We start from the raw sequence: 22,617 nt of genomic DNA on the forward strand, positions 1-22,617 counted from the left end.
AGAATTATCTGTTAAGGTCGAAATATAAAGTAGGTATTGTTATTTGAACGTGTTTGTCGCCAACACAATCCTAGTAATATAGCCACACTTAGAAAAAATAGCCCGGCGACAACAATAATTGCGTTATGAAATAAGTTATTTTGGCTTAGTTGCTTAACTTTAGATGGTGAAATAGTCGTTATTGTCGCGCTTTCAAATGAGTGTGAAATATTAAAAATGTGGTCATCTGATTCTATTTCAATCTGCTTTATCATTGTGCTTACTTTTGCTGTCGATAGAGGTTTTTTTTGTGTATTACACCAATGGGCATTCCTTATAAGTGTGGCAGAATCGCAGCTAGAGGGTAATAAATGAAATGCTTCTTGTAAGGTTGTTTGTTCTTTGTCATATGTATTAACGTTATCTACTAAAGGCAAAGTCATGCGTGCGTTACTTGGTGTCGTTTTATGGCAATGCTGGGACAAACTGGCTGTAAGGATCGCGTGACGTTTTTTTAATTGCTGGACGTTAACGAGTAACGCACTTTGGTTTAGCTGCTGATATATGGATGTACGTTCTTTTTTTAGTAGTTTACATTCAGTATGCGTTGTTGCATTTACTTGGCTACTAAAACCTAGGATGATTAAAAAAATCCATTTATTCATTGGTTTACGTCCTGTAAAAGATGAATATATAGCGTAACAGTATTTTTCTAGGTTGCAAGCTTATTGGGTACAAAGATTAATAACAATAAATTACACTTAAAAATCAATCTCTTATTTCCTGCTAAACAATGCGTTAACTGTAACCTATATGATAACAGGGGTTAGCCGACATTATTAAACATGGACTAACCCAGTGCCATTATTAGCGTTTTTGTATAACATGACCGCTAAAGCTTAACGCTTTAAAGTACAGCTTTGCAGTGTTGAAACCAGACTCATTAAGTAGATCGGCTAAACGTATTCGATCTAGAGCAAAAAACTCATGCTCAAAATTATGTTTCATTCGCTCGATACCCACTTCAGTTAAGCCCAACTGCTGACATAATATAAACTGAGCATCACGTTCAAAGGTCGTCTCTGGGCGCATTAGGTCGCCTAGATATAGTTGCCCTTGCGGTTTTAGCTGTTTAGAAATTGCTTTTAGCATGGTTTTCTTATCGCCATTGTCAGCTAAAAAGTGCAGTACTAACAAACATATCGCAGCATCTACAGGGTCTGTTAACGTTGCCACATCCCCTACATGAATTGTCACGCGTTCACTAATGCCCATATCTGCGAAGCGCTGTTGGCCAATGTTAAGCATATCAATTGAGATATCTTGCGCGGTAAAACGCCATGTTGGGTTTAGTGTGGCAAGCTGTGCGATTTCTTTGCCTGTGCCAGAACCTACGATTAAAATATGCGCGTGATCGCCCAGCGTTGCTTTTAGCTGTGCCGCGGTGGTGCTATGGAGTAAATCATAACCTGGGACGAGTCGGGTTATGCGTGAGTCATACTCAGTTGCTTCGTCATTGGTAAATGTTGGCATAGTATCAATCCTTTAAATAATCGAAATAGTTGAATAACCACCAGGCTTTTTAGCGACGTGTACTTGTGTGGCAACTCGCTCAGTCATTTGTGTTACATGAGAAATAACTCCCACCTTGCGACCTTGTGCTTGTAATGAATCGAGTGCATCCATGGCAATACTAAGAGTCTCACTGTCTAACGTACCAAAGCCTTCATCAATAAACAAAGAGTTAATGCTAACTTTGTTTGATGACAGCGATGCAAGGCCAAGCGCTAATGCCAAGGAAACTAAAAATGACTCCCCGCCTGATAAAGTATTTACCGAACGTTTTTCATCAGCCATATCTTTATCAACAATAGCGATATCTAAAGTTTGATCAATTGCAGTGAGCTCATAGCGCTTGTTCAAAGTGCGTAAGTGGCTATTTGCATAATGAAGCAGTATTTTTAGTGTTTGTGTTTGCGCTAAGTTACGCATGGTTTTACCTGTTGCATCACCGAGTACTTTGTTTAGTAAATGCCACTGCTGTGCCTGCGCTTGTAATGTGATCAATTCAGCTTGTTTGTTCTGCAGTAGATGACTATTTTGATTGTGTTGCTCAAGCGCCGTATTGGTTTCAAGTTGTGACTTGTGTAGCGCTGTTAATTGCTCGTTTATACTATTTAATTGCTCAACAAGCTCGCTATGATCATGCTTTGGTTTATCGTTATTTTGATGCTGCGCATGTGCATTTTGCTGCTGCTTTAATGCGGCGTTGGCATCAACTAAAGCGTGGGTTAATTGCGCGTGTTGTGTTAATTGCGCTTTAATATCCTCACCGCTTAGAGTTAGTAAAATTTCGACCTGTGCATGGCTAGCATCAACGTACAGGGTTTTAAATTCAGCAAACCATTCATTATAACGATCACTAAGTGAAACTTGATCTTGAGTATTTTCAAGTAGGCGTTGTTCATCGTTCTTAAGGCTTATAGCGTGTTCGTCGCGCTTTTTAATTGCGTTATCGTGGGCTTTTTGACTCTCATTAAGCTGTGTTTGGCATTGTTCTTGTTGAGCTGTTAGTTTTGCCAGATAGTCGTCTGCACTAATGTGTTCCCCATTAAATAGCGCTAAACGTTCGCTTTGCGTTGTGCTTTGCAGTTGCTGAGCTGTGCTTGAGTCGTCATTGAGTGTTTTTAGTATTAGCTCAGCATCGGTTATAAGTGGGGTTAATTGTTGTATTTGTTGATCCGCAGCATCACGGCGTTTTTGACTTTGCTCTAGCTGTTCTTGGGCGTGCTGAAATTGCTCTACTTGCTGATTTAAGTCAGTTAAATTTAATGTGTTATTTTGCAATTGCTGCCAAAACTCGGCCTTTTCAAACTGCGAATTAAGCGCTGTGCTCAGCTCATTAATTTGTGTATTTAGTTCGTCCAACTTGTTGCTAAGTTGGTTTTGTTGGTTGGTTAAATCAACATGCTTAGTGTGTAAAACTTGTTGAGTTTGTTGCTCTGTTTTTAATGTACTTTGCAGCTGATTTACTTTCTCTTGTAAGCTGCGCTGTGTTTTTTGAGTTTCAAAATAGTGTGCTTTTTGCTCACTAAGTTGTGTGTATGTGGTATTAAGTTGCTCAGGGGTAAGCTCATTCAACTCACTGCGGGCCGCTTGCATGGTGTTTTTAATTTCAAGTTGCTTGTTTTGTGCAGTGTGTATCGCTTGACTATGCTGAGTATGCTCGGCAACTAAGACGGCATGCTGTGTTTGATGTTGGTGAAGCTCAGTTAAAGCATGATCATAGTGTTGCTTAACGTTGTTAAAGTTGTTTTCAAAATCAGTTATTAAATTATCAAATTGCTGGTTTTGGTTACTGGCAAATGGATGTTCGGTTGCACCACAGACTACACATGGCTCATTGGGGGCTAGTTGCGTGCGTAAATGCTCAACATTTTCGCTGGCACGTAGGCGCGCTTGATTCAGTGCGTATTCACTGTGTTTAAGCGCTTGCTCGCATTGAATTAGTTTTTGTTTAAGCGATGTTTGTGTTTGTTGGCTTTGGGCAAGCTTTGCTGTAGTCGAACTTTGTTGCTGCGTACTTTGCTTAAGCTCAAGGTTAAATTGTTTATAACGTTCACGCTGCTCTTTTAAATAATCAATCGCTTTAAGTTGGGCGTCGTAATGCTCAATATTAAATTCATTTTGTTGCGTATTTAATTGATTTAGTTTTTGTTGCTCGTGTATAAGCGCTTGCTCATTAAACGTAACTTTTTCATTATGTTTGGCGAGTAACTCGGTTTGCTCTATTTGCTCGTTTTTTAACTTTTGGCTTTGCTCTGTTGTTATACTTAATTGCTGCTTAGCACTTAAAAACTGATTAAAACTGTGTTTATAGTAATTCCAATCACTGGCTAATTGCTTGAGTTGGTTGTGCTGCTCTAGCCATTGCTGGTGTTTTTCTGTGAGTTTTACAGCCTCATTATGATCTGTGTGGTTTTTTTTATGTTGCTGTTGTAAGTGAGTTAGTTGTTTTTGTTCTTTTTCGGTTTGCTGAGCGATGGTTGTAATTGCTTGTGCTTGTATCGCAATGTTGTTGTCGAGCTCGCGTGCTTTAGCTATAACTGGTTCAGCACTTTGCTTTTGTTGTTTCGCCGTTTTTAGCGTATCGCTGTGTGTTTCTAATGTACTAGCAAGATCCGTGATTAATGCTGCGTGGTCAATTTTTTTTAAATCACTGATTTTAGCTGTTAGCTCTGTATTTTGAACTGTTAAATCTTTAAAACGACGGCGATTATCTTTAATTTCAAGTGTACTTTGTGCCTGTTTTGCTTGCTCACTTTTTTGAGCAATAAGTTCAAGCGCGTTGTTTGCTTGTTGTTGGTTTTGTAATGCAGCCTGTAGGGCTTTATCTAATGTATTGGCTTGTTTATGCCAATTAAGCCCTTGTTCGGTGTTGGCTAAGTCTTGTTTCGCTAATTCAATTTGTTTTTTCAAATCAGCAAGAACGGTTGTTTTTGTTGCCAATTCTTCATCTGTTAATAGTGTATAACTAGCTACGCTTGCTTTTAGTATTTCTAATTTACTGAGTTGCTCTTTATGACGCTCATAAATACGTTTACCAATTAAACTAAATTTATCGGTACCCGTTAGGCACTCTAAGAGCTGTGCGCGTTCATCTGCGCTGGCTTTTAAAAAAGCGGCAAACTCATGTTGTGCCAATAATACCGCACGCGAAAACTGCTCAAAACTTAAACCTATAATGCGCTCAATTTCTTTACTGGTAGCGCTTTTATTACTGACAAGTAAAGACTCATCTGGCAGGCTAAATAGCGTGTGTTCTGCGCTTTTTAAATTACCGTTTGCTTTGCCTCTTGCTCTGGCTATTTCATATCGAGCACGGTAACGTTGTTTATCTTGGCCTATAAAGTCAACTTCTGCAAAGCCCTGCCCTGCTCCACGGCGCAATAAATTACGGGCGTCATTGAGTCTAATATTGTCACCTTGAAACTCGACTTTATTACCATGGTCGCCACCTAAACGTGCGGTTTTAGCATATAAAGATAAACAAATAGCATCTAAAATTGTACTTTTACCTGCGCCGGTATCCCCTGTGATTGCGAATAAGCCCGCATCTTTCAAAGGCGCGCTTTCAAAGTCTATTTGTGCATCGACGATTGATGCTAAATTATTAATTCGTACCGCGAGGATTTTCATTGTTGTTCTTGCTCCTCAAGCTCAGCAATTACATTAGTTAGTAGGCTTTTAAGTTCGTTTGATACTTCTTCACCCGCTAAATCTTTATTTGCTGCAAAGGCTTGTTCTAATAGTGTGTGCGGGTTGAGCATTTCTACTTGCGTTAAGTCTTCAAATACCGGTGTGTTGTGCTCTTTATTTGTTTGACGAACACGCTCTATGCCACAAAAGTGTATATCTTTATTCTCTAGAGCATTCTCAATTTGCTCTCTAAAGGTGGTATCGGTGTCACCTGCGCTGAGTTTCACTCGTAAATAGGGGGCATGAGCATGATTACTTAAGTCCAGCTCGGTTATTTGCTCACATAATTGCGCAAGGGGCACGCAATCACCTTCGGGCAGTAAAATAACGTCATTTGTACGTGGAATGTAAAGGGGGTTTACAGTGGTTTCGATAGTCCCTTTTTCGCTGGTTTTAAATTCAATAAGACAGACTTGATGTTGATAGTGACGCTCTGAGAACGACATAGGCATTGGTGTGCCACTGTAACGAATAAAATCTGATTTAGCCACTTTCTGTGCTTTATGTAGATGCCCAAGTGCGACGTAGTCTGCATTGGTACTAAATACCTGTGCAGTGACTGCGTCTTCACCGCCAATGACTAAATTGCGTTCTGAGTCGCTGGAGATATCCCCGCCTTTGGCATGTAAGTGCCCCATCACGATTAAAGGTGTGATAGCGGGTTTATCTTGTAATGCGCATTCAGTGCTAAGCTGATAGGCCTTAGCAATGCCCTGAGCGTAATCGTGGCCGTTTTCATTGTTGCTGAGGAGGCTAACATCACTTGCGCGTAAAAAGGGCATAGCAACGATATGGGTGTTGATAAAATCAGTGTTCAAACGAATGACCACCCCATCTGGGTTATTCACATCAAAGCGCCCTACTACATGGGTATCAAATTGGGCAAGTAACGGCTGTGCGGTCATAATTCTGTTTGCTGAGTCATGATTTCCAGCAATAATAACAATATGTAAATTAGGGCAGCGTTTTTTTACGTCTTTTACAAATTGATAAAGCTGATTCTCAGCGCTCGCTGCAGGCGTTGCTGTGTGATAAATATCACCTGAAACGAGTAATAAATCGACGTTTTCGTTAGCGAGCGTATCAATCAGCCAATTAAAAAATTGTTGATGTTCTTGGCTACGGCTGTGTTCATAGAAATGCTGGCCTAAATGCCAATCTGAGGTATGTAAAACTTTCATGTCACGCTCTTAAAAACGGTTAAGAGCGTCAATATACCCAAGCTATATTAAGATGCAAGGGTGAAAAGCTTAATCTTTAATTACTTAGGCTGTACCAAGCAAAAAGAACAAGAGGTAAAGCAAATAAAGCCATAATTAATGGCACCTTGAGTGCTTTAGTTTGTTTTGACTGCAACACTTTTAATGCATTTGTTTCGTTGCAGGCCGCTACTTTATCAATATAAAAATACCCAGAGTCTAAGTATTGTTTACAGCTTTGTTCGTCGGCTGGTATTGCAATTAGTTCTTGTTGTTTTTTTAGGATATAAAAATCCATATGACCACCGCATTTTCTGCATTATTTCGAAACACTTTTGAAGGAAAAAGCTGTGCTCTTTTACCCCTCAAATCAAAAAAGTGGGCGATTTTAAATACAAATGACTATAAAGATCAACTAAAAACTTCACTATTTTGTAATTAACGTATAAATAGCCGAAATTAGGCTTAAAAGCACTAAAATACTGCATAAAACAAGCCACATTGTATCTACTTTCTTATATTTAGGTATACGATTTAATGCATCATTTTCATCGTATTAATCGGCAATATCGATGAATTTAAAGCCTGTTTTTTGTATTTATTCAGTTGAGCGTTTTGCGCTGGAATTGTAGCAATACGATCATTTGTTACGATGTAAAATCTCATACTTTCCCTTTTACAAAAACGTGTTCAAGTTGCTCTGATTTCAAGTTTGCTTCTTTACTAACAGTAAAACATTTGCATGAATCTATGACTGTAAACCCCCTTTACGATACCAATATTATTGTAAAAGTAAGATATTTAGGAATACATTATTTTTTACCCTATAAATGCGTGGGTTTATCGCTAATAGATTGAATAGTGTATGCAATTTTGACACAGTAACATTACACAAAATTAACAGGAACAATTATGAAAAAAGCAGTGATGACCTTGGGTGCACTCTTAGTACCTCTGGCACTTTCAAGTACTGTAATGGCGTCGTCAGTTGAGCAAACTAAGGGTTCGTTTGTTGATAAGTTTCGCCAACTTGATGAGGCATTGCCTACGCCAAATGTATATCGCAATGCAGCCGGTGCTCCTGCTGAAAATTATTGGCAACAAGAAGTTAACTACGATATTGATGTAAAGTTAGATGAAAAAAAGCGCCGTTTAACGGCTAGCCAAACGATTGAATATAAAAATAACTCACCACACACTTTAAAGTATTTATGGTTACAACTGGATCAAAATATTTTTAAAAGCGATTCAATTGCAGAGCGCACATCAACTTTTAATACAAATAAATTACAAGGTCGCCCAGATCAAAAACCAGCAAAGTTGAGCTTAGGCCAATTGCGTCGTCAACAATTTATGGGTGATAACGAATTAGGTTTTACCGTTGCTGATGTAAAAGACGATAACGGTAAAGCACTAAAAGTAACGGTTGTTGATACCCTTATGCGTATTGACTTAAATGAGCCACTCAAGCCGGGTAAAGATGTTGAATTTAGTATGAACTTTGCTTTCAACATTGTGGAAGAAGATGCCGTAGGTGCACGCTCTGGTTACGAGCACTTTGAAAAAGATGGCAATGATATATTTTTACTTGCGCAGTGGTTTCCGCGTTTAGCTGCTTACACTGATTATGAAGCATGGACTAATAAAGCTTTCTTAGGCAGTGGTGAGTTTACCTTAGAGTTTGGTGATTATGATGTTGAGATCACTGCTCCTGCTGATCACATCGTCTCGGCAACGGGTAAGCTTGATAACGCCAGCAGTGTGTTAACCCGCACTCAACGTAACCGTTTAAAAGAAGCTGAAAAAGCAAAACGGCCAGTTTTTATCGTCACTGAAGAAGAAGCACTAGAGAACGAAAAAGAAGGCTCAGACAAAACCAAAACATGGCACTTTAAAGCTGAAAACGTGCGTGATTTTGCATGGGCTTCTTCGCGTAAATTTATGTGGGATGCCAAAGGTTACCAACAAGGAGGCAAAGAGCAGCCATTAGTAATGGCGATGTCATTCTTCCCTAAAGAAGGGGGCGATTTATGGAAAAAATATTCAACAGAATCAGTGATCCATACGATGGATGTGTACTCCCGTTATTCATTTGATTATCCATATCCTGTAGCGCAGTCAGTCAATGGCCCTGTTGGCGGTATGGAATACCCAATGATCACGTTTAATGGCCCGCGTACAAAGTTACAAGATGATGGTACGCGTACTTATTCTCAAGCCGAAAAGCGCTTTTTAATCGGCGTGGTTATCCATGAAGTGGGTCATATTTATTTCCCAATGATTGTTAACTCAGATGAGCGTCAATGGACGTGGATGGATGAAGGGTTAAACAGCTTTTTAGATGGTGTTGCAGGTCGTGAGTGGGATCCAACAATTCCATGGGGTGTTGAACCGCGTGATATCGTCGCGTATATGAAATCTGAAAACCAAGTTCCTGTAATGACTCAGTCAGATAGTGTATTACGTTTAGGCCCTAACGCTTATACTAAACCTGCTGCTGCACTGAACATTCTGCGGGAAGTGATTTTAGGTCGCGAGTTATTTGATTTTGCCTTTAAAGAATATGCCCAGCGCTGGAAGTATAAGCGCCCTACCCCAGCTGATTTTTTCCGGACTATGGAAGAAGCGTCAGGTGTTGATTTAGATTGGTTTTGGCGTGGTTGGTTCTTTACGACTGATCATGTTGATATTTCGTTAGATAAAGTATATCAGCTGCGTTTAGACACGAAGAACCCAGATATCGATTTTAATCGCTTGCGTGATATTGAAGCGGCTAAGCCTACACCACTATTTATTGAACGAAATAAAGCGGAAGGTAAAAAGTTGTGGGTTGATGAAAACACAGATGTGACCGATTTTTATGATGAAAACGATCGTTTTACAGTGACCAACAAAGAGCGTAACTCGTACAACAAATTTTTAAAAGGCTTGAAGCCGTGGGAACGCAAAGTTCTAGATCGCGCTGTTGCAGAAGATAAAAACTATTATGTACTTGAATTTTCAAACTTAGGTGGCTTAGTTATGCCGATCTTACTTGAGTTAACGTATGAAGATGGTAGCAAAGAAGAACGTGCAATCCCGGCGGAAATTTGGCGTCGTAATCACAAGCACGTACAAAAGCTTATTATTACCGATAAAAACAAGCCTTTGGTATCTGTAACGGTTGACCCTCGCTGGGAAACTGCGGACGTTGATGTTGAGAACAACAATTACCCTCGTCGCATTATTCCATCACGAATCGAAGTGTATAAGCGTGATAAAAGTAAAGCCAAAGTTAGCCGCGATATCATGCAGGATATTAAAACTGAGCTAAAAAAAGATGAGCCGAAAGACGCTAATGAGGAGCAACAATAATGCGATTCTTGCTTGTTGCCTTATGTTTTTTAATTGCAGCGCCCAGTTTTGCACATCAATTAAAAGCGTCTGTAACAACTGTTTTATTCAATAAACGCACTAATAATATTGAATTAATGCATCGTTTTTATTTACATGATACCGAACATGCAGTAGAGCATTTATTTGCGGGCAATGCAGACATTATTAGTAACAAAAAAGATCAACAACGCTTTGCTGAATATATTGAATCGCATGTTGCTTTGAAAACCTTAGCAGGCGTTCCTTTGAAGTTACGTAAAGTAGGTGCACAAATTGATGGTAAATTCTTTTGGGTTTATCAAGAAGCACCTATTCCGCAAGGGATTGAAGGAATACGCATGAGCCATGGGGCTTTGAGAGAGTTATGGCCTGCACAAGTAAATATGGTAAATGTTGAAGGTAAAGGTAAGGTCAAGACCTTGCATTTTACCCAAGACGACACGTGGCTAGAAGCGCGCTTTGAGCCACTTCCAAAGAAAGAGAAAGATTCTGACTAATTAATTAGTGACTGTTCCCCCAACCAACGCGCACATTTCTTCTGTGCGCGTTTTTTTATCCTAAATTATTTAGATTTGTTCCTTTTCATATTTGAGCACGTACACTATCTTAAAGTAAGTTACTAAGATGCGAACACAACGCTGAACATCAGATACAAGGAAATGTATGAACACATATCATCATCATTCTGTTGAAGGGGTTATTTTTGATTTAGATGGGACTTTAGTGTCATCTGATCTTGATTTTACATTAATTAGAGCTCAAATAGGCTGCCCTGAGGAGGTTGACTTACTCAGTTATATAGCCACTTTACCGTCACCATATATGCGCGAAGAAGCAATGAACATTGTTCACCAGCATGAGCTTATGGATGCCCAGCATGCCTATTTACTACCCGGTGTTGCGAAAGCTATAACACAGCTTAAAGAGCTTGCTATACCAATGGCAATTGTGACACGCAATTATGACCGCGCTGTGGCGATTAAATTAAAAAATAATCCGCTGCCAATACAAACGGTACTTACGCGAAGTGATGCCCCACCGAAACCCGATCCGAGTGCGTTAAATGCAATTGCCACGCTGTGGAATATAGACCAGAAAAATCTCTTGTATGTTGGAGACTATCTTTATGATATTCAAGCTGCACATAATGCAAATATGAGAGCGTGCTTATACGCACCTGATGAAATGCCTTTATATGCCAATCAAGCAGATTACATTCTTCGTCACTTTAGTGAACTGCCTAAGTTAATAAATCAGTTGAGAGAAGATCAACAAGAGTTACTTTTTTTACACTCCAGCGTTCAATAATTTATTATTATGTTAAATAGAGTGTTGTTTAATGGTTTTAAATATTAGTCATGTGAAATGAAACATTATAATTGTTATTTGACACTCATTTAACTACTAGCCCAACACAGCGTGAATTGTTAAAATGTTTTCAATATATCGAGTTTACAATAGAGGCGTAAGATGGGCAGAGCATTTGAAGTCCGCAAAAGTTCAATGGCTAAAACAGCCAATGCTAAAACCAAAGTTAATTCTAAATACGGTAAAGAAATTTACGTTGCTGCAAAAAACGGTGAGCCTGACCCAGAAGTAAACCAATCGCTTAAGCGTTTAATTGAGCGTGCGAAACGTGACCAAGTTCCTGCACATGTAATCGAAAAAGCAATTGAAAAAGCAGCGGGCGGAGCAGGGGAAGATTATTCAACAGCCCGTTATGAAGGTTATGGCCCTGGTAACTGCATGGTAATTGTTGACTGCTTAACAGATAACCCTAATCGTACCATTAAAGATGTGCGCTTACCGTTTACTAAAACCGATTCAAAAATAGGCACTCCAGGCTGTGTTGCCCATATGTTTGACCACTTTGCTGTATTAGGTTTTAGTGGTGATGACGATGAGGTCGTACTTGAAGCGCTGATGATGGCTGATGTTGATGTAACCGATGTAGAAGTGGAAGACGGTAAAGTATCTGTTTTTGCCCCGCATACAGAATATTTTAAGGCAAAAACAGCTCTTGAGGAAGCATTTGAAGGCATTAATTTCGAAGTTGACGAAATTACGTTTGTACCACAAGTACACATAGATATTACAGATGTAGATGACATTGCTAATTTTGATAAGTTTATTACCATGCTTGAAGATTGCGACGACGTACAAAACATTTATCACAACGCTACGGTTGTTAGTTAAAGGTAGCAGCGAGTTTATCTCGCGACAATGAGATTCGCGGTGGCAATATACTCTCTTAAAAGTAATATCCACCGCGCTCCTGTAGTCATTTATACACGACAAGTCTATTTTACCAGCGAGGGCTGGGGGCACTGCGCGCTACACCGAGAAAGCTTAAATAAAAAGTCATTAATTTCCTCTCTGTGAACTGTGTATTCTCAGTGGTGGACAAATCACTTAAAGAATTTTATAAACCTGTACCTATGGGAACTGAAACACCGCGCTCAAGGTATTTCATATCATACTGCCAGTACGAGCTTACTCATTGAAGTATCGCGATGATTTATAAAGCCCCGTACTTTTAATACGTTTTTTGTTGGTTGGTAATTATTGCTGAATGTTAGCCATTCATTGTAGTTATGAATAAGCAAAAAAAAGCCAACCCGAAGGTTGGCTATATGACACAAATAAACTCGAAGGGGAGTTATTGCTGCATTGCTTTGTATTTTATACGAAAGGAATGTAACAATGGTTCAGTATAGCCACTGGGTTGTTTAACGCCTTCTAATATAAGGGCTAGGGCTGCTTGATAGGCAATACTGTTTGCTAGGCTTTGGGTTGAGTCCGCCATATTGATATAAGCCGGATCACCTTCATTTTGCCCATCAACGACTTTTGCCATTTTTGCCATCGTATTCTCAATTTGTGCTTGCGTACATACCCCATGCTGTAGCCAGTTAGCCATATGCTGACTCGAAATACGTAATGTAGCACGGTCTTCCATTAAGCCTATGTGGTTAATATCAGGCACTTTAGAGCAACCGACACCTTGGTCAATCCAACGTACTACGTAGCCTAATATTCCTTGCGCGTTGTTATCGAGTTCAGCTTGAATATCTTCTTTGCTTAGCGTGTTTGCATCTACCATCAAAGGAGGAGTTAGTAATTGGCTTAAGCTTGCCTGTTGGCGTTGCGAAATCGATTTTTGACAGGTAAATACATCCATATCATGATAATGCATGGCATGTAAGGTGGCTGCCGTAGGGGAGGGCACCCATGCTGTATTGGCACCTGATTGTGGATGAGCAATTTTTTGCTCCATCATCAGTGCCATTTTATCAGGCATTGGCCACATCCCTTTACCTATTTGAGCGCGGCCACTTAATCCTGTTTGTAAGCCAATATCGACATTTCTGTCTTCATAAGCGCTGATCCAAGGTTGTTGCTTAATCGCTGCTTTTGGTAGGACGACGCCTGCTTGCATTGAGGTATGGATTTCATCACCTGTGCGATCTAAAAATCCGGTATTGATAAATACCACGCGTTGTTTTGCCGCTTCTATACAGGCTTTTAAGTTGACTGAGGTACGGCGTTCTTCATCCATTATACCCATCTTAATAGTGTTTGTTGGTAGTTGTAGAACCTGTTCGATTCGGCTAAATAAAGTATTGGTAAATGCAACTTCTTCAGGGCCATGCATTTTGGGTTTGACGATATTAATACTGGCTGCGGTGGAGTTTTTTACAGGGCTATTCCCGTTTAAGTCATGCAGTGCGGCGGTTACCGTGATCATTGCATCCATTATACCTTCAAATACATCATTGCCTTGGCTATCTTGAATTGCTGGGTTTGTCATCAAATGGCCCACATTACGCACAAACATCATGCTACGGCCTTTTAGGCTCAGAGGTTTGCCATTTACACCATTATAATGACGATCTGTGGCAAGGGTACGTTCAATGGTTTTTCCCTCTTTTGTAAATGATTCAATCAGTGTGCCTTTCATTAAGCCGAGCCAGTTTTGATAAACTTGCACTTTATCTTCACCATCTACTGCGGCAACTGAGTCTTCACAATCCATAATAGTGGTGAGTGCCGCCTCTAGTACAACGTCTTTTAAACCCGCCTTATCAGCTTGACCAATAGTGTGTTGATGATCTATTTGCAGTTCAATGTGTAAACCATGGTTTATTAGTAAAATGGCGCTAGGGTTTTGTGCTTCACCTTGAAAGCCTGTGAGTTGTTCTGGCTGTTTTAGGCCTGTTTGAGAGCTATCTCGTAAGGTGATAATGAGTTGACCGTTTACTACTGAATAGTTAGTGCTTTCAATATGAGAGCCATTCTCAAGCGGTAAGGCTTTGTCTAAAAACTGTCTCGCGTAGGCCATTACTTTAAAGCCGCGCACCGAATTATAGGTATTGCCTTTCTCTGCGCCATCTTCTTCACTTAGTACATCAGTGCCATAGAGCGCATCGTATAACGAGCCCCAACGCGCGTTTGCTGCATTAAGTGCAAAGCGTGCGTTGCTTACTGGCACAACGAGCTGAGGGCCTGCGGTAAGGGCTATCTCAGGCTCGGCATTTTCAGTCTCAATACAAAAATCATTAGGTTCAGGAACTAAATAGCCAATGTCAGTCAAGAATTGTTGATATTGCGCAGCATCCCAGTGGTTATTGGTTAAATGATAGCAATCAATTTGATGTTGTAAGTCTTCACGCTTAACTAATAATGCACGATTGATAGGGCTAAGGTCATTAATAATGTCAGTAAACCCTTGCCAAAAAAGTTGTTCACTAATACCTGTACCAGGTAATAGTTGATTATTAACAAAGTCGGCTAATTGGTTATTTACAGTTAACCCAAACTGGTTGTGAGAGGAGGTTGTCATAATTGCTATCCTTTAAACGGTCGCGATGCATAAATTTCTTATGTGCTAACCATAACGTAAAAACATTGCCATGGATGCTTTTTGGCCATTCATAAAATGTATAGCCAGCATAACAACTATAAATTTACTAAATTTTATAAATCGGCCTAATGTTTATGTAAGCGCTACGGAGCATGAGCTCTTGGGCCTCTCTCACATATATAAACTTTAGCTTTAACCCGTTCAAAGGATTTTTATTATGACTACTTATCAACGTGAAACAGATACATTAGCAACACTTTGCCAAGCACAAGGTAAAACGTGGCAAGCAATTAACCCTGAATACGCAAGTCGTATGCGTTTACAAAATCGCTTTCGTACAGGGTTAGAAATTGCACAATTCACTGCCGACATTATGCGTGAAGACATGGCCGCTTATGATGCTGATACTAGCCAATACACACAATCACTAGGTTGCTGGCACGGTTTTACTGCCCAACAAATGATGATGGCAATTAAGCGTCACCAAAAAACCACTAAGCGCAGTTATGTATACTTAAGTGGTTGGATGGTTGCAGCTCTTCGCTCTGAGTTTGGTCCACTGCCTGATCAAAGTATGCATGAAAAAACCTCTGTACCGGCCCTAATCGAAGAGATTTATACGTTCTTAAAGCAAGCTGATGCCCGCGAACTTGACCATTTATTTAAAGATCTTGATAACGCCAAAGCAACAGGCGGCGATGTACAAACGGTACTTGATAAAATCGATAATTTTGAAAGCCACGTAGTGCCAATTATTGCTGATATTGATGCTGGTTTTGGTAATGAAGAAGCGACCTACTTACTCGCTAAAAAAATGATTGAAGCAGGCGCTTGTGCGATTCAAATCGAAAACCAAGTATCAGATGCTAAACAATGTGGCCATCAAGCAGGTAAAGTAACCGTGCCGCACGAAGACTTTTTAGCAAAAATTAACGCCGTTCGTTATGCGTTTTTAGAACTAGGAATTGATAACGGCATTATCGTAGCGCGCACAGACTCATTGGGTGCAAGCCTTACCCAAAAAGTACCGGTATCACAAACCCCAGGTGATTTGGCGAGTCAATACAATGCCTTTTTAGAAACAACGCCAATTAATGGTGTAGAAGACTTAAAAGAAGGTGATACCGCCATGAAACTGAACGGTCAGTTGTGCAAACCAACTCGTCTTGATAATGGTTTATTCCAGTTCCGTGAAGGCACAGAAAAAGACCGTGTGGTATTAGACTGTATCACTAGCCTGCAATCAGGCGCTGATTTACTGTGGATTGAAACTGAAAAACCGCATGTAAAACAGATTGCTGAACTTGTTAACCGTGTTAAGGAGCAAGTGCCAGATGCTAAATTAGTTTATAACAATTCACCATCATTCAACTGGACACTTAAGTTCCGTGAGCAAGTGTACCAAGAATGGCAGGAAGCAGGTCGTGACCTATCAGCGTACCCAAGTATTGATGATAATAAAGCACTGATGGCGCCAGAGATGGATGCCACTGAACTTGCAGTCGCTGCTGATGTGTTAGTACAGAACTTCCAACGTGATGGCGCACGTGAAGCTGGTATTTTCCATCACCTAATCACATTGCCAACATACCATACAGCGGCACTAAGCACTGATATTCTATCTGAAGGTTATTTTGGTGATTTAGGTATGCTGGCTTATGTACGTGATGTTCAACGCCAAGAAATTCGCCGTGAACAAGCGTCCGTTAAACATCAGGACTTAGCGGGCTCTAACATGGGTGATACACATAAAGAATACTTTTCAGGTGAGAATGCGCTTAAAGCCGGTGGCGAAGCAAACACTATGAATCAATTCTAATAGGTTTAATAACCAATAAAAATCCAATCCAACAATGTTGCAAAGGGCCTTAGGCCCTTTTTTAATGCGCTTTATACACCGATCAGTATTTTACTAAGTACAGATCAGTATTTAACCAAGCACAGATCAGTATTTAACTAGCTGCTATTTTTATAATGATTATGGATCAGATTTTTATCAGCTGAGTGCTGATGGCATATTTAAGAGGAAAATATGGCTGTTTTTTAGTATCACAGGTACAAAATGCGATGTTTAGCTGCGCTTTTGAGCATAAAAATAAAAATATAAACCTATTTTTTACTAACTCTAACTGATTACAAACCACTTTTTTACCAACTTAAACGCCATAAACAGTGACTCAAACCGATTTTTTACCAACTCAACGACCAAAAAATGTCATAAACCGAAATTTTACTAACTCGATTTATACACAAAGTCCGATATTTGTATAAACTTGATGATATGTAAATGAGCACTCACTTTTTGTAAAGGGGGTTTACAAAAAGTAATGAGTGCGAGTTAGTAAAAGATAAATTGTAATTACTAAATGATGGCGCTAGGTTTTCCCTAAAACCTAGGGCGCGTTGACCTTTGTGGATTGAAATTTGTTCAACCTAGGGGCGATTTAATCGCGGCGCGAGGTTTGTAACCTAGCGGGCTAAGTAAAAACCGAGCAACAAAGAGTCAATCGCCCCTAGGAAGAACCCTTTGGGCAGCGCATGTTTGGCATTTATACTGCGTTATCGCCTATTTATGGGGAACAACCACACTACATAGGCTCTGCCTTGCCTAAATACCAAACATACTGCTGCAAAATCAATCACGAAAGGTCAACACGCCCTAGTCTCTAGAAGCTTTTTATTTACTGTGCTTATCAAACCACCATTGAATATAGGCCACTTTAGCCATCAAGTTTGATGGGCGTTTTGTAATTCCATGTGAGGCATCAGGAATGCGCACCATTGCGGTATCAACGCCTTGCAGCTTAAGTGCCTGATAGAATTGCTCTGTCTCTGAAATCGGTGTGCGGTAGTCAGCTTCACCCGTTAGTAGCATCGTTGGAGTTTTAACATTACCAACATAACTGATGGGCGAACGCTTCATGTAATGTTCAATATGATCCCATGGTTTACCTGGGAACCAGTAATCGGCAAAAAACGGGTAGAAGTCAGCAGTGAGTACAAAACTGATCCAGTTGATCACCGGCTTTGCAACTACAGCCGCAGCAAAGCGGTCAGTATGGCCAACAATCCATGCAGTTAATACACCGCCACCTGAACCACCAGTTACAAACAGTTTAGATTCATCAATAAAACCTTTAGCAATTAGTGCATCAACTCCCGTCATTAAGTCATCAAAATCGTTACTTGGGTAATTGTGATGGATGGTTTGTGCAAACTCTTTTCCGTATGAATCACTACCACGTGGGTTCATGTATAAAACGACACTCCCTTTGGCAGCAAAAAGCTGAACTTCAGCACTAAAGTGAGGGCCATAGTTAGCTACGGGTCCGCCGTGAATTTCTAGAATAAGCGGGTATTTTTTACTGCTATCAAAACCCGGAGGATAGGCAATCCAACCTTGAATAGGTAAACTATCGTGGTTTGATTTAAGCCAAATTTCTTCTACCTTTGCCAGCTTTTTATTGCCAAGGGCATCGTCATTTAGCTTTGTTAAACGTTGAGTTTTCCCTCGTTTAATTATTGCGACATCAGACGGGCGCTGTGTATCGGCAAGAGTAATTGCCACTTCGCCATCATCACTAATATCAAAATCGCCGCCAGAATATGGACGACCAAATGACACACTACCAATATTTTCAGTCACTATTTTACGCTTACCGTTTCGTGGTTGATAAGCGAGCACGGTTTGTCCCTCATTGGCGTAACTAAAGTACACACCTTTTGAGTTATCTGCCCATTTAATTTCCCCAACACTTCTGTCAAAATCTGCCGTTAGACTGCTGGTATCACCAGATTTTAAATCACGAATATACAGCTGAGTGTTTTCATAATTAGTGCGTTTATCATCATACCCAGTATAGGCAAGGTAACGGCCATTAGGCGAAACGAGAGGCTGGTTATCAGGGCCGACTCTGTCGGTTATTTGGGTTATTTCTAGGTTGGTTAAGTTGAGCTTATAAACTTCTGAGTTAGTTGGTTTTAGTTTATATTCATTGTGACGATTTGCTGAAAAATATAGACTTTTACCATCATCTGTAAAGCTTATAGAGCCACCATGATTGAAGTCGCCAGAGGTTAACTGCTGTGCATTACCGCCATTGGCATCAATAGCAAAAAAGTGATTAAAGCCCGGTTTAGTGTAGCCACCGCCATCGGCACGATAATAAACATCGTCGATAAACATCGCAGGTTTTGCCCAATCAGCTCCCTCAGGTTTTCCAGGAAGATTTACAGGAGATGATACTTTACTTGATACAAACTGGCTGAATACAAGTTTTTTACCATCGGGCGCCCAATGTAAACTGCCAGGGCTTTTGGTTAAATTACTTATTTTTGCAACAGCGCCTGTTTTTAACCATTTCACATAAATCTGACTGCTACCATCACGCGTTGAAATAAATGCTAAGCGCGTTTCATCTGGAGATAACACCGGCGAATAATCCATATGCACGCCAGAAGTAAGCGGTTGCAGTTGTTTTGAATTACTATCGACAGACCAAATATTACTGACTTTACGATCTGACTTTATATCCATACGATTACGCACAAAATACACGGTTTTAGCGTCGTGCGTCATTTCAAGTTGATTGGCGTATTCAAGATCGAATACGTTTTCAAGTTGCAGGTTTTGCAAGTTTTCACTTGCAACACCTGCACAGCTAATAGTCGCTAAAAGTGTAAGGTGGATAATATACTTCATTTCTATTCCTTGTTATTAAACAGTATTGCATTAGTTATAAAATAACAGTGATTAAAAATACACCTAGTTGCGATGAATGCACATTACACAATGTATTAATGTCTGAGTTCTACCTGACATGAATGAATCACTTCTTTAATCATAAAATTGACAAGGGTGGGGGAGATTTTATAAACATTGGCTATCTCTTTCTGTTTAAAACGGCCATTACGGTAAAAGCTAATAATGTTTTGATGCCTAGTTGATAGCTTTTTCATCGTATTGCTGATGGATTCAGATAGTTGTTTGTGTGAATAATGTTCTTCGATATCAGAATAGGCGTCATGGAGTTCATCCAGTGGGATCCCCTCAATATCGATTAACGCATCTCTTTTTTTCTTTCTAAGCATATCAATCGCAATATTTCGTGCCACTTGATAAGTAAAACTAGTGGCATTTTTTACGTCGTTATTTTGTTGTTTACTCATAGCTGCTAAGCGTAGATAAGTATCTTGTAATGCGTCTTCAGCTAGGTAAGGGCAATGTAAAATAGAGTTTAAAAACGCCTGTAATTTGGGTTTATTTTGAGAAATAACTTCTGACCACTTAACTGCAAATACTGACACTACCAACTTCCTTTTTGTACTTTAAATGCACCCACAATTACGAATGCTAATAATTATCAGTTGGCATTATTGTTTGAGTGAGTGTCAGTTGTCAATATAAAGTTTAAAAATGTAAATGAAGTTTTATCGTTATTTTATCGTTTATTCATTCGTCATTTATAAATTACCAATAAGTGAGAAGAATATGAGTTTAAAACGATTCCACATTGCATTTATTACTATTGCAGGTTTGCAATTGTTGTCTGGTTGCCAGCAAAAAAATGACAAAACGTTATCTGAAGATACAGCGACTTTTGAAAAAGTAACAATTCAACGTAGTCAATACGGTATCGCGCATATCAAAGCAGATAGCCTTTATGGATTAGGATATGGCAATGCATATGCACAAGCACAAGACCATGCGTGCATTTTGGCGGATGGTTACCTACGTATACAGGGGCAACGTGCTAAATATTTGGGGGCGGATAAAAAATCAGGGGACAACTATTATGTGCAGTCTGATTTTGGTCATCGAATTTTAGATGTACTTGGCAGAACGGAGCGCGCATATGCAGGTTTATCCGAACAAACCCAGGCACTCGCAACGGGCTTTGCAGATGGATATAACGCGTATTTATCGGCAGTAGAGCGAAGTGATGAATCATTAGCGAAGGAATGTGCCGGACAAGAATGGGTAAAGCCAATTACGGCAATTGATGTCATTGCTAATATTTTAATGTTGGGTGTGCAAAGTAGTGCAGGGCGTTTAATGCCTGCAATGCTGCAGGCTGATCCTGGCACTGAGCAAGAATGGTTACCAAAACGAGTCGAAAAAGAGTTTACTCATTGGCCGTTAGCTATCTCACGCTCATATTTAGAACAACCAATCCAAACCCAAGGTTCAAATGCATGGGCGTTGGGCAGAGAAAAAACTGAAAGTGGTAAGGGCGTTTTACTAGCAAATCCGCATTTTCCATTTGGTGGTAATTTTAGATTTTGGGCGCATCAAGCTGAAATTACTGGAAAAATGAATGTAATGGGGGCATCAGTTGTAGGCTTTCCCGGTGTTGTAAATATTGGTTTTAATAATGAACTAGCATGGACACATACTTTTTCAGCGGCTAAACATGCCGTCATCTATCGTCTTTCGCTCGATCCTGATAATCCATTACGTTATCAAATTGATGGGCAATGGCATGATATTGAACAACAAGAAATCGAACTTGAAGTAAAAACAACAGCTGGCCCTATTCATTTAGTGAAAACTGTTTATCACACTGACGTCGGTATTGTGATTGAAGATGCGCAGCGCTTCCCTTGGGATCATGAATTTGTCTATGTCGTTAAAGAAGCAAATTTAGATAGCTTTGATGCTATTGACCATTGGCTTGCGTTAAATCAGGCTGGTTCAATGACTGAATTTAAAGCTACCTTTAAAGACTTTAACGGTATGCTTTTTAACAATACCCTCGCGGCAGATAAATTAGGTAGCACGTTTTATATCGACGACTCTAATGTTCCAGCACTCTCCGCTTCAGCACTGCAACTATTAAATGAACATCCTGTTATTTCACAGGTTTTCAAACAGACTGGTATGGCAGTATTACCAGGAAATAACAGTGAATATATTTATTCAAAAGAAATCGATTTTGAAAATGCACCGCAACTTGAACGTACTGATTATGTGCAAAATGCAAATGATTCATATTGGTTAACGAATGCTCAGTCACCTTTGCATGCGCATTCTCCACTTTATGGAAAAATTAATAGCCAACAGTCGCTGCGAACACGACAAAGTTTAGCAATGCTACAGCACGCTGCGGGCACTGATGGCCTATTTAATGGCTCAGAAGTAGAAACGGCATTACTCAATAACGAAACGTATTTTGAACGTTTTATGCCTGATATTTTGAAATTGTGTGCCGACTATTCGGGTCAAAAATTAAACATTAAAGAAGGCCTTAATATGAGTGTTGATCCTGCTTGTGCAGCTATCACATTATGGGATGGTACATTTAATTTAACCTCTAAATCGGCCCACCTTATTTTAGAATTTGCAGAGCAGCTAGATTTTAAAGCTGATTTTGCTATTCCTTTTGACCCTTTACAACCGCAAACGACACCTCGTGGGTTACCTCAACAAGAAATTATTTTACGCAAGTTATTAATTGCAGCAAAAAATGTTGAAATTGCAGGGTTTTCTTTAACCGCAGAGCTAGGGCAAGTGCAATTTTTACAAAAAGCAGAGCAACGGATCCCGTGGCCGGGTGCGGCTCATCGGGTAGGGGGCTTTAATGTGTTTTCAACATCTAACAATATGGATTCAACTAGTTTTTCACCTAATATCGAACCACCAATTATAGATATCGTATCAGGGCGGCCAACCTACTCAGGCCTAAGTCAGCGTGGTTTTGATATTAATTTTGGTTCTAGCTGGATGATGGTTGTTGAGTTTACTGAAGGCGGTCCTCAAGCGCGTGGGTTATTAAGCTTTTCACAATCTGCAAGTGATAATTCAGACCACTTCGCTGACCAAAGTCAGTATTACAGCAAGAATTTGCGCTTACTCGATTTACCTTTTACGGCTGATGAGTTGGCAGAAAAAGTAGTGAGTGAACAGTATTTGATTATTGAAAAAGACTAAAAATTTTTCAT

14 protein-coding genes are annotated in these 22,617 nt (G+C 39.8%); 6 read left to right on the forward strand and 8 right to left on the reverse strand.

What is annotated here, in order from left to right; genetic code table 11:
- Nucleotides 1-11: 11 nt before the first annotated feature.
- The 5 genes from HJP15_RS01490 to HJP15_RS01510 form a co-directional block, all read right to left on the reverse strand.
- Nucleotides 12-644, reverse strand: coding sequence for a hypothetical protein (locus tag HJP15_RS01490; protein ID WP_170172900.1), 633 nt, complete (start codon nucleotides 642-644; stop codon nucleotides 12-14).
- 202 nt (nucleotides 645-846) lie between these two features.
- Nucleotides 847-1,512, reverse strand: a complete 666-nt coding sequence (locus HJP15_RS01495) for a class I SAM-dependent methyltransferase (RefSeq protein ID WP_170172901.1) — start codon at nucleotides 1,510-1,512, stop codon at nucleotides 847-849.
- A 12-nt stretch (nucleotides 1,513-1,524) separates the two neighbouring features.
- Nucleotides 1,525-5,178 carry an AAA family ATPase gene (locus HJP15_RS01500; protein WP_170172902.1) on the reverse strand — a complete coding sequence of 1,218 codons (3,654 nt, stop codon included), beginning with the start codon at nucleotides 5,176-5,178 and terminating at the stop codon, nucleotides 1,525-1,527.
- Nucleotides 5,175-6,419: an exonuclease SbcCD subunit D C-terminal domain-containing protein gene (locus tag HJP15_RS01505; protein ID WP_170172903.1), complete on the reverse strand. Its 1,245-nt coding sequence runs from the start codon at nucleotides 6,417-6,419 to the stop codon at nucleotides 5,175-5,177. Before HJP15_RS01505 ends, HJP15_RS01500 begins: the two co-directional genes overlap by 4 nt.
- A 76-nt stretch (nucleotides 6,420-6,495) precedes the next feature.
- Nucleotides 6,496-6,735, reverse strand: a complete 240-nt coding sequence (locus HJP15_RS01510) for a hypothetical protein (RefSeq protein ID WP_054203949.1) — start codon at nucleotides 6,733-6,735, stop codon at nucleotides 6,496-6,498.
- Between the two features lie 614 nt (nucleotides 6,736-7,349).
- On the opposite strand from HJP15_RS01510, the gene HJP15_RS01515 reads away from it, so the two are divergent.
- From HJP15_RS01515 to HJP15_RS01530, 4 genes are all read left to right on the forward strand, one after another.
- Nucleotides 7,350-9,791 carry a M1 family metallopeptidase gene (locus HJP15_RS01515; RefSeq protein WP_170172904.1) on the forward strand — a complete coding sequence of 814 codons (2,442 nt, stop codon included), beginning with the start codon at nucleotides 7,350-7,352 and terminating at the stop codon, nucleotides 9,789-9,791.
- On the forward strand, nucleotides 9,791-10,309 hold the full coding sequence (locus HJP15_RS01520) for a DUF6702 family protein (RefSeq protein WP_054203951.1): 519 nt from the start codon (nucleotides 9,791-9,793) through the stop codon (nucleotides 10,307-10,309). The genes HJP15_RS01515 and HJP15_RS01520 overlap by 1 nt, the downstream gene beginning before the upstream one ends.
- 166 nt (nucleotides 10,310-10,475) lie before the next feature.
- Nucleotides 10,476-11,120: an HAD family hydrolase gene (locus HJP15_RS01525; RefSeq protein ID WP_054203952.1), complete on the forward strand. Its 645-nt coding sequence runs from the start codon at nucleotides 10,476-10,478 to the stop codon at nucleotides 11,118-11,120.
- Nucleotides 11,121-11,282: 162 nt separating this feature from the next.
- Nucleotides 11,283-12,008 (forward strand): YebC/PmpR family DNA-binding transcriptional regulator, encoded by a 726-nt coding sequence (locus HJP15_RS01530; RefSeq protein WP_054203953.1) that lies wholly within the window; start codon nucleotides 11,283-11,285, stop codon nucleotides 12,006-12,008.
- A gap of 463 nt (nucleotides 12,009-12,471) precedes the next feature.
- On the opposite strand, the gene HJP15_RS01535 is transcribed toward HJP15_RS01530, so the two are convergent.
- Nucleotides 12,472-14,655, reverse strand: coding sequence for a malate synthase G (locus HJP15_RS01535; RefSeq protein ID WP_212760602.1), 2,184 nt, complete (start codon nucleotides 14,653-14,655; stop codon nucleotides 12,472-12,474).
- A 238-nt stretch (nucleotides 14,656-14,893) separates the two neighbouring features.
- Between HJP15_RS01535 and HJP15_RS01540 the strand changes: the two genes are divergently transcribed.
- Nucleotides 14,894-16,495: an isocitrate lyase gene (locus tag HJP15_RS01540; RefSeq protein ID WP_054203955.1), complete on the forward strand. Its 1,602-nt coding sequence runs from the start codon at nucleotides 14,894-14,896 to the stop codon at nucleotides 16,493-16,495.
- Between the two features lie 858 nt (nucleotides 16,496-17,353).
- On the opposite strand, the gene HJP15_RS01545 is transcribed toward HJP15_RS01540, so the two are convergent.
- A complete protein-coding gene (locus tag HJP15_RS01545) occupies nucleotides 17,354-19,378 on the reverse strand; it encodes a S9 family peptidase (RefSeq protein ID WP_170172905.1) in 2,025 nt (674 codons plus the stop codon).
- Between the two features lie 95 nt (nucleotides 19,379-19,473).
- Nucleotides 19,474-19,983, reverse strand: a complete 510-nt coding sequence (locus tag HJP15_RS01550) for a sigma-70 family RNA polymerase sigma factor (protein ID WP_169327783.1) — start codon at nucleotides 19,981-19,983, stop codon at nucleotides 19,474-19,476.
- A 184-nt stretch (nucleotides 19,984-20,167) separates the two neighbouring features.
- Between HJP15_RS01550 and HJP15_RS01555 the strand changes: the two genes are divergently transcribed.
- A complete protein-coding gene (locus tag HJP15_RS01555; RefSeq protein ID WP_170172906.1) occupies nucleotides 20,168-22,606 on the forward strand; it encodes a penicillin acylase family protein in 2,439 nt (812 codons plus the stop codon).
- Nucleotides 22,607-22,617 lie beyond the last annotated feature (11 nt).

This window comes from Pseudoalteromonas sp. NEC-BIFX-2020_002, from assembly GCF_013002825.1.
Lineage (GTDB): Bacteria > Pseudomonadota > Gammaproteobacteria > Enterobacterales > Alteromonadaceae > Pseudoalteromonas > Pseudoalteromonas neustonica.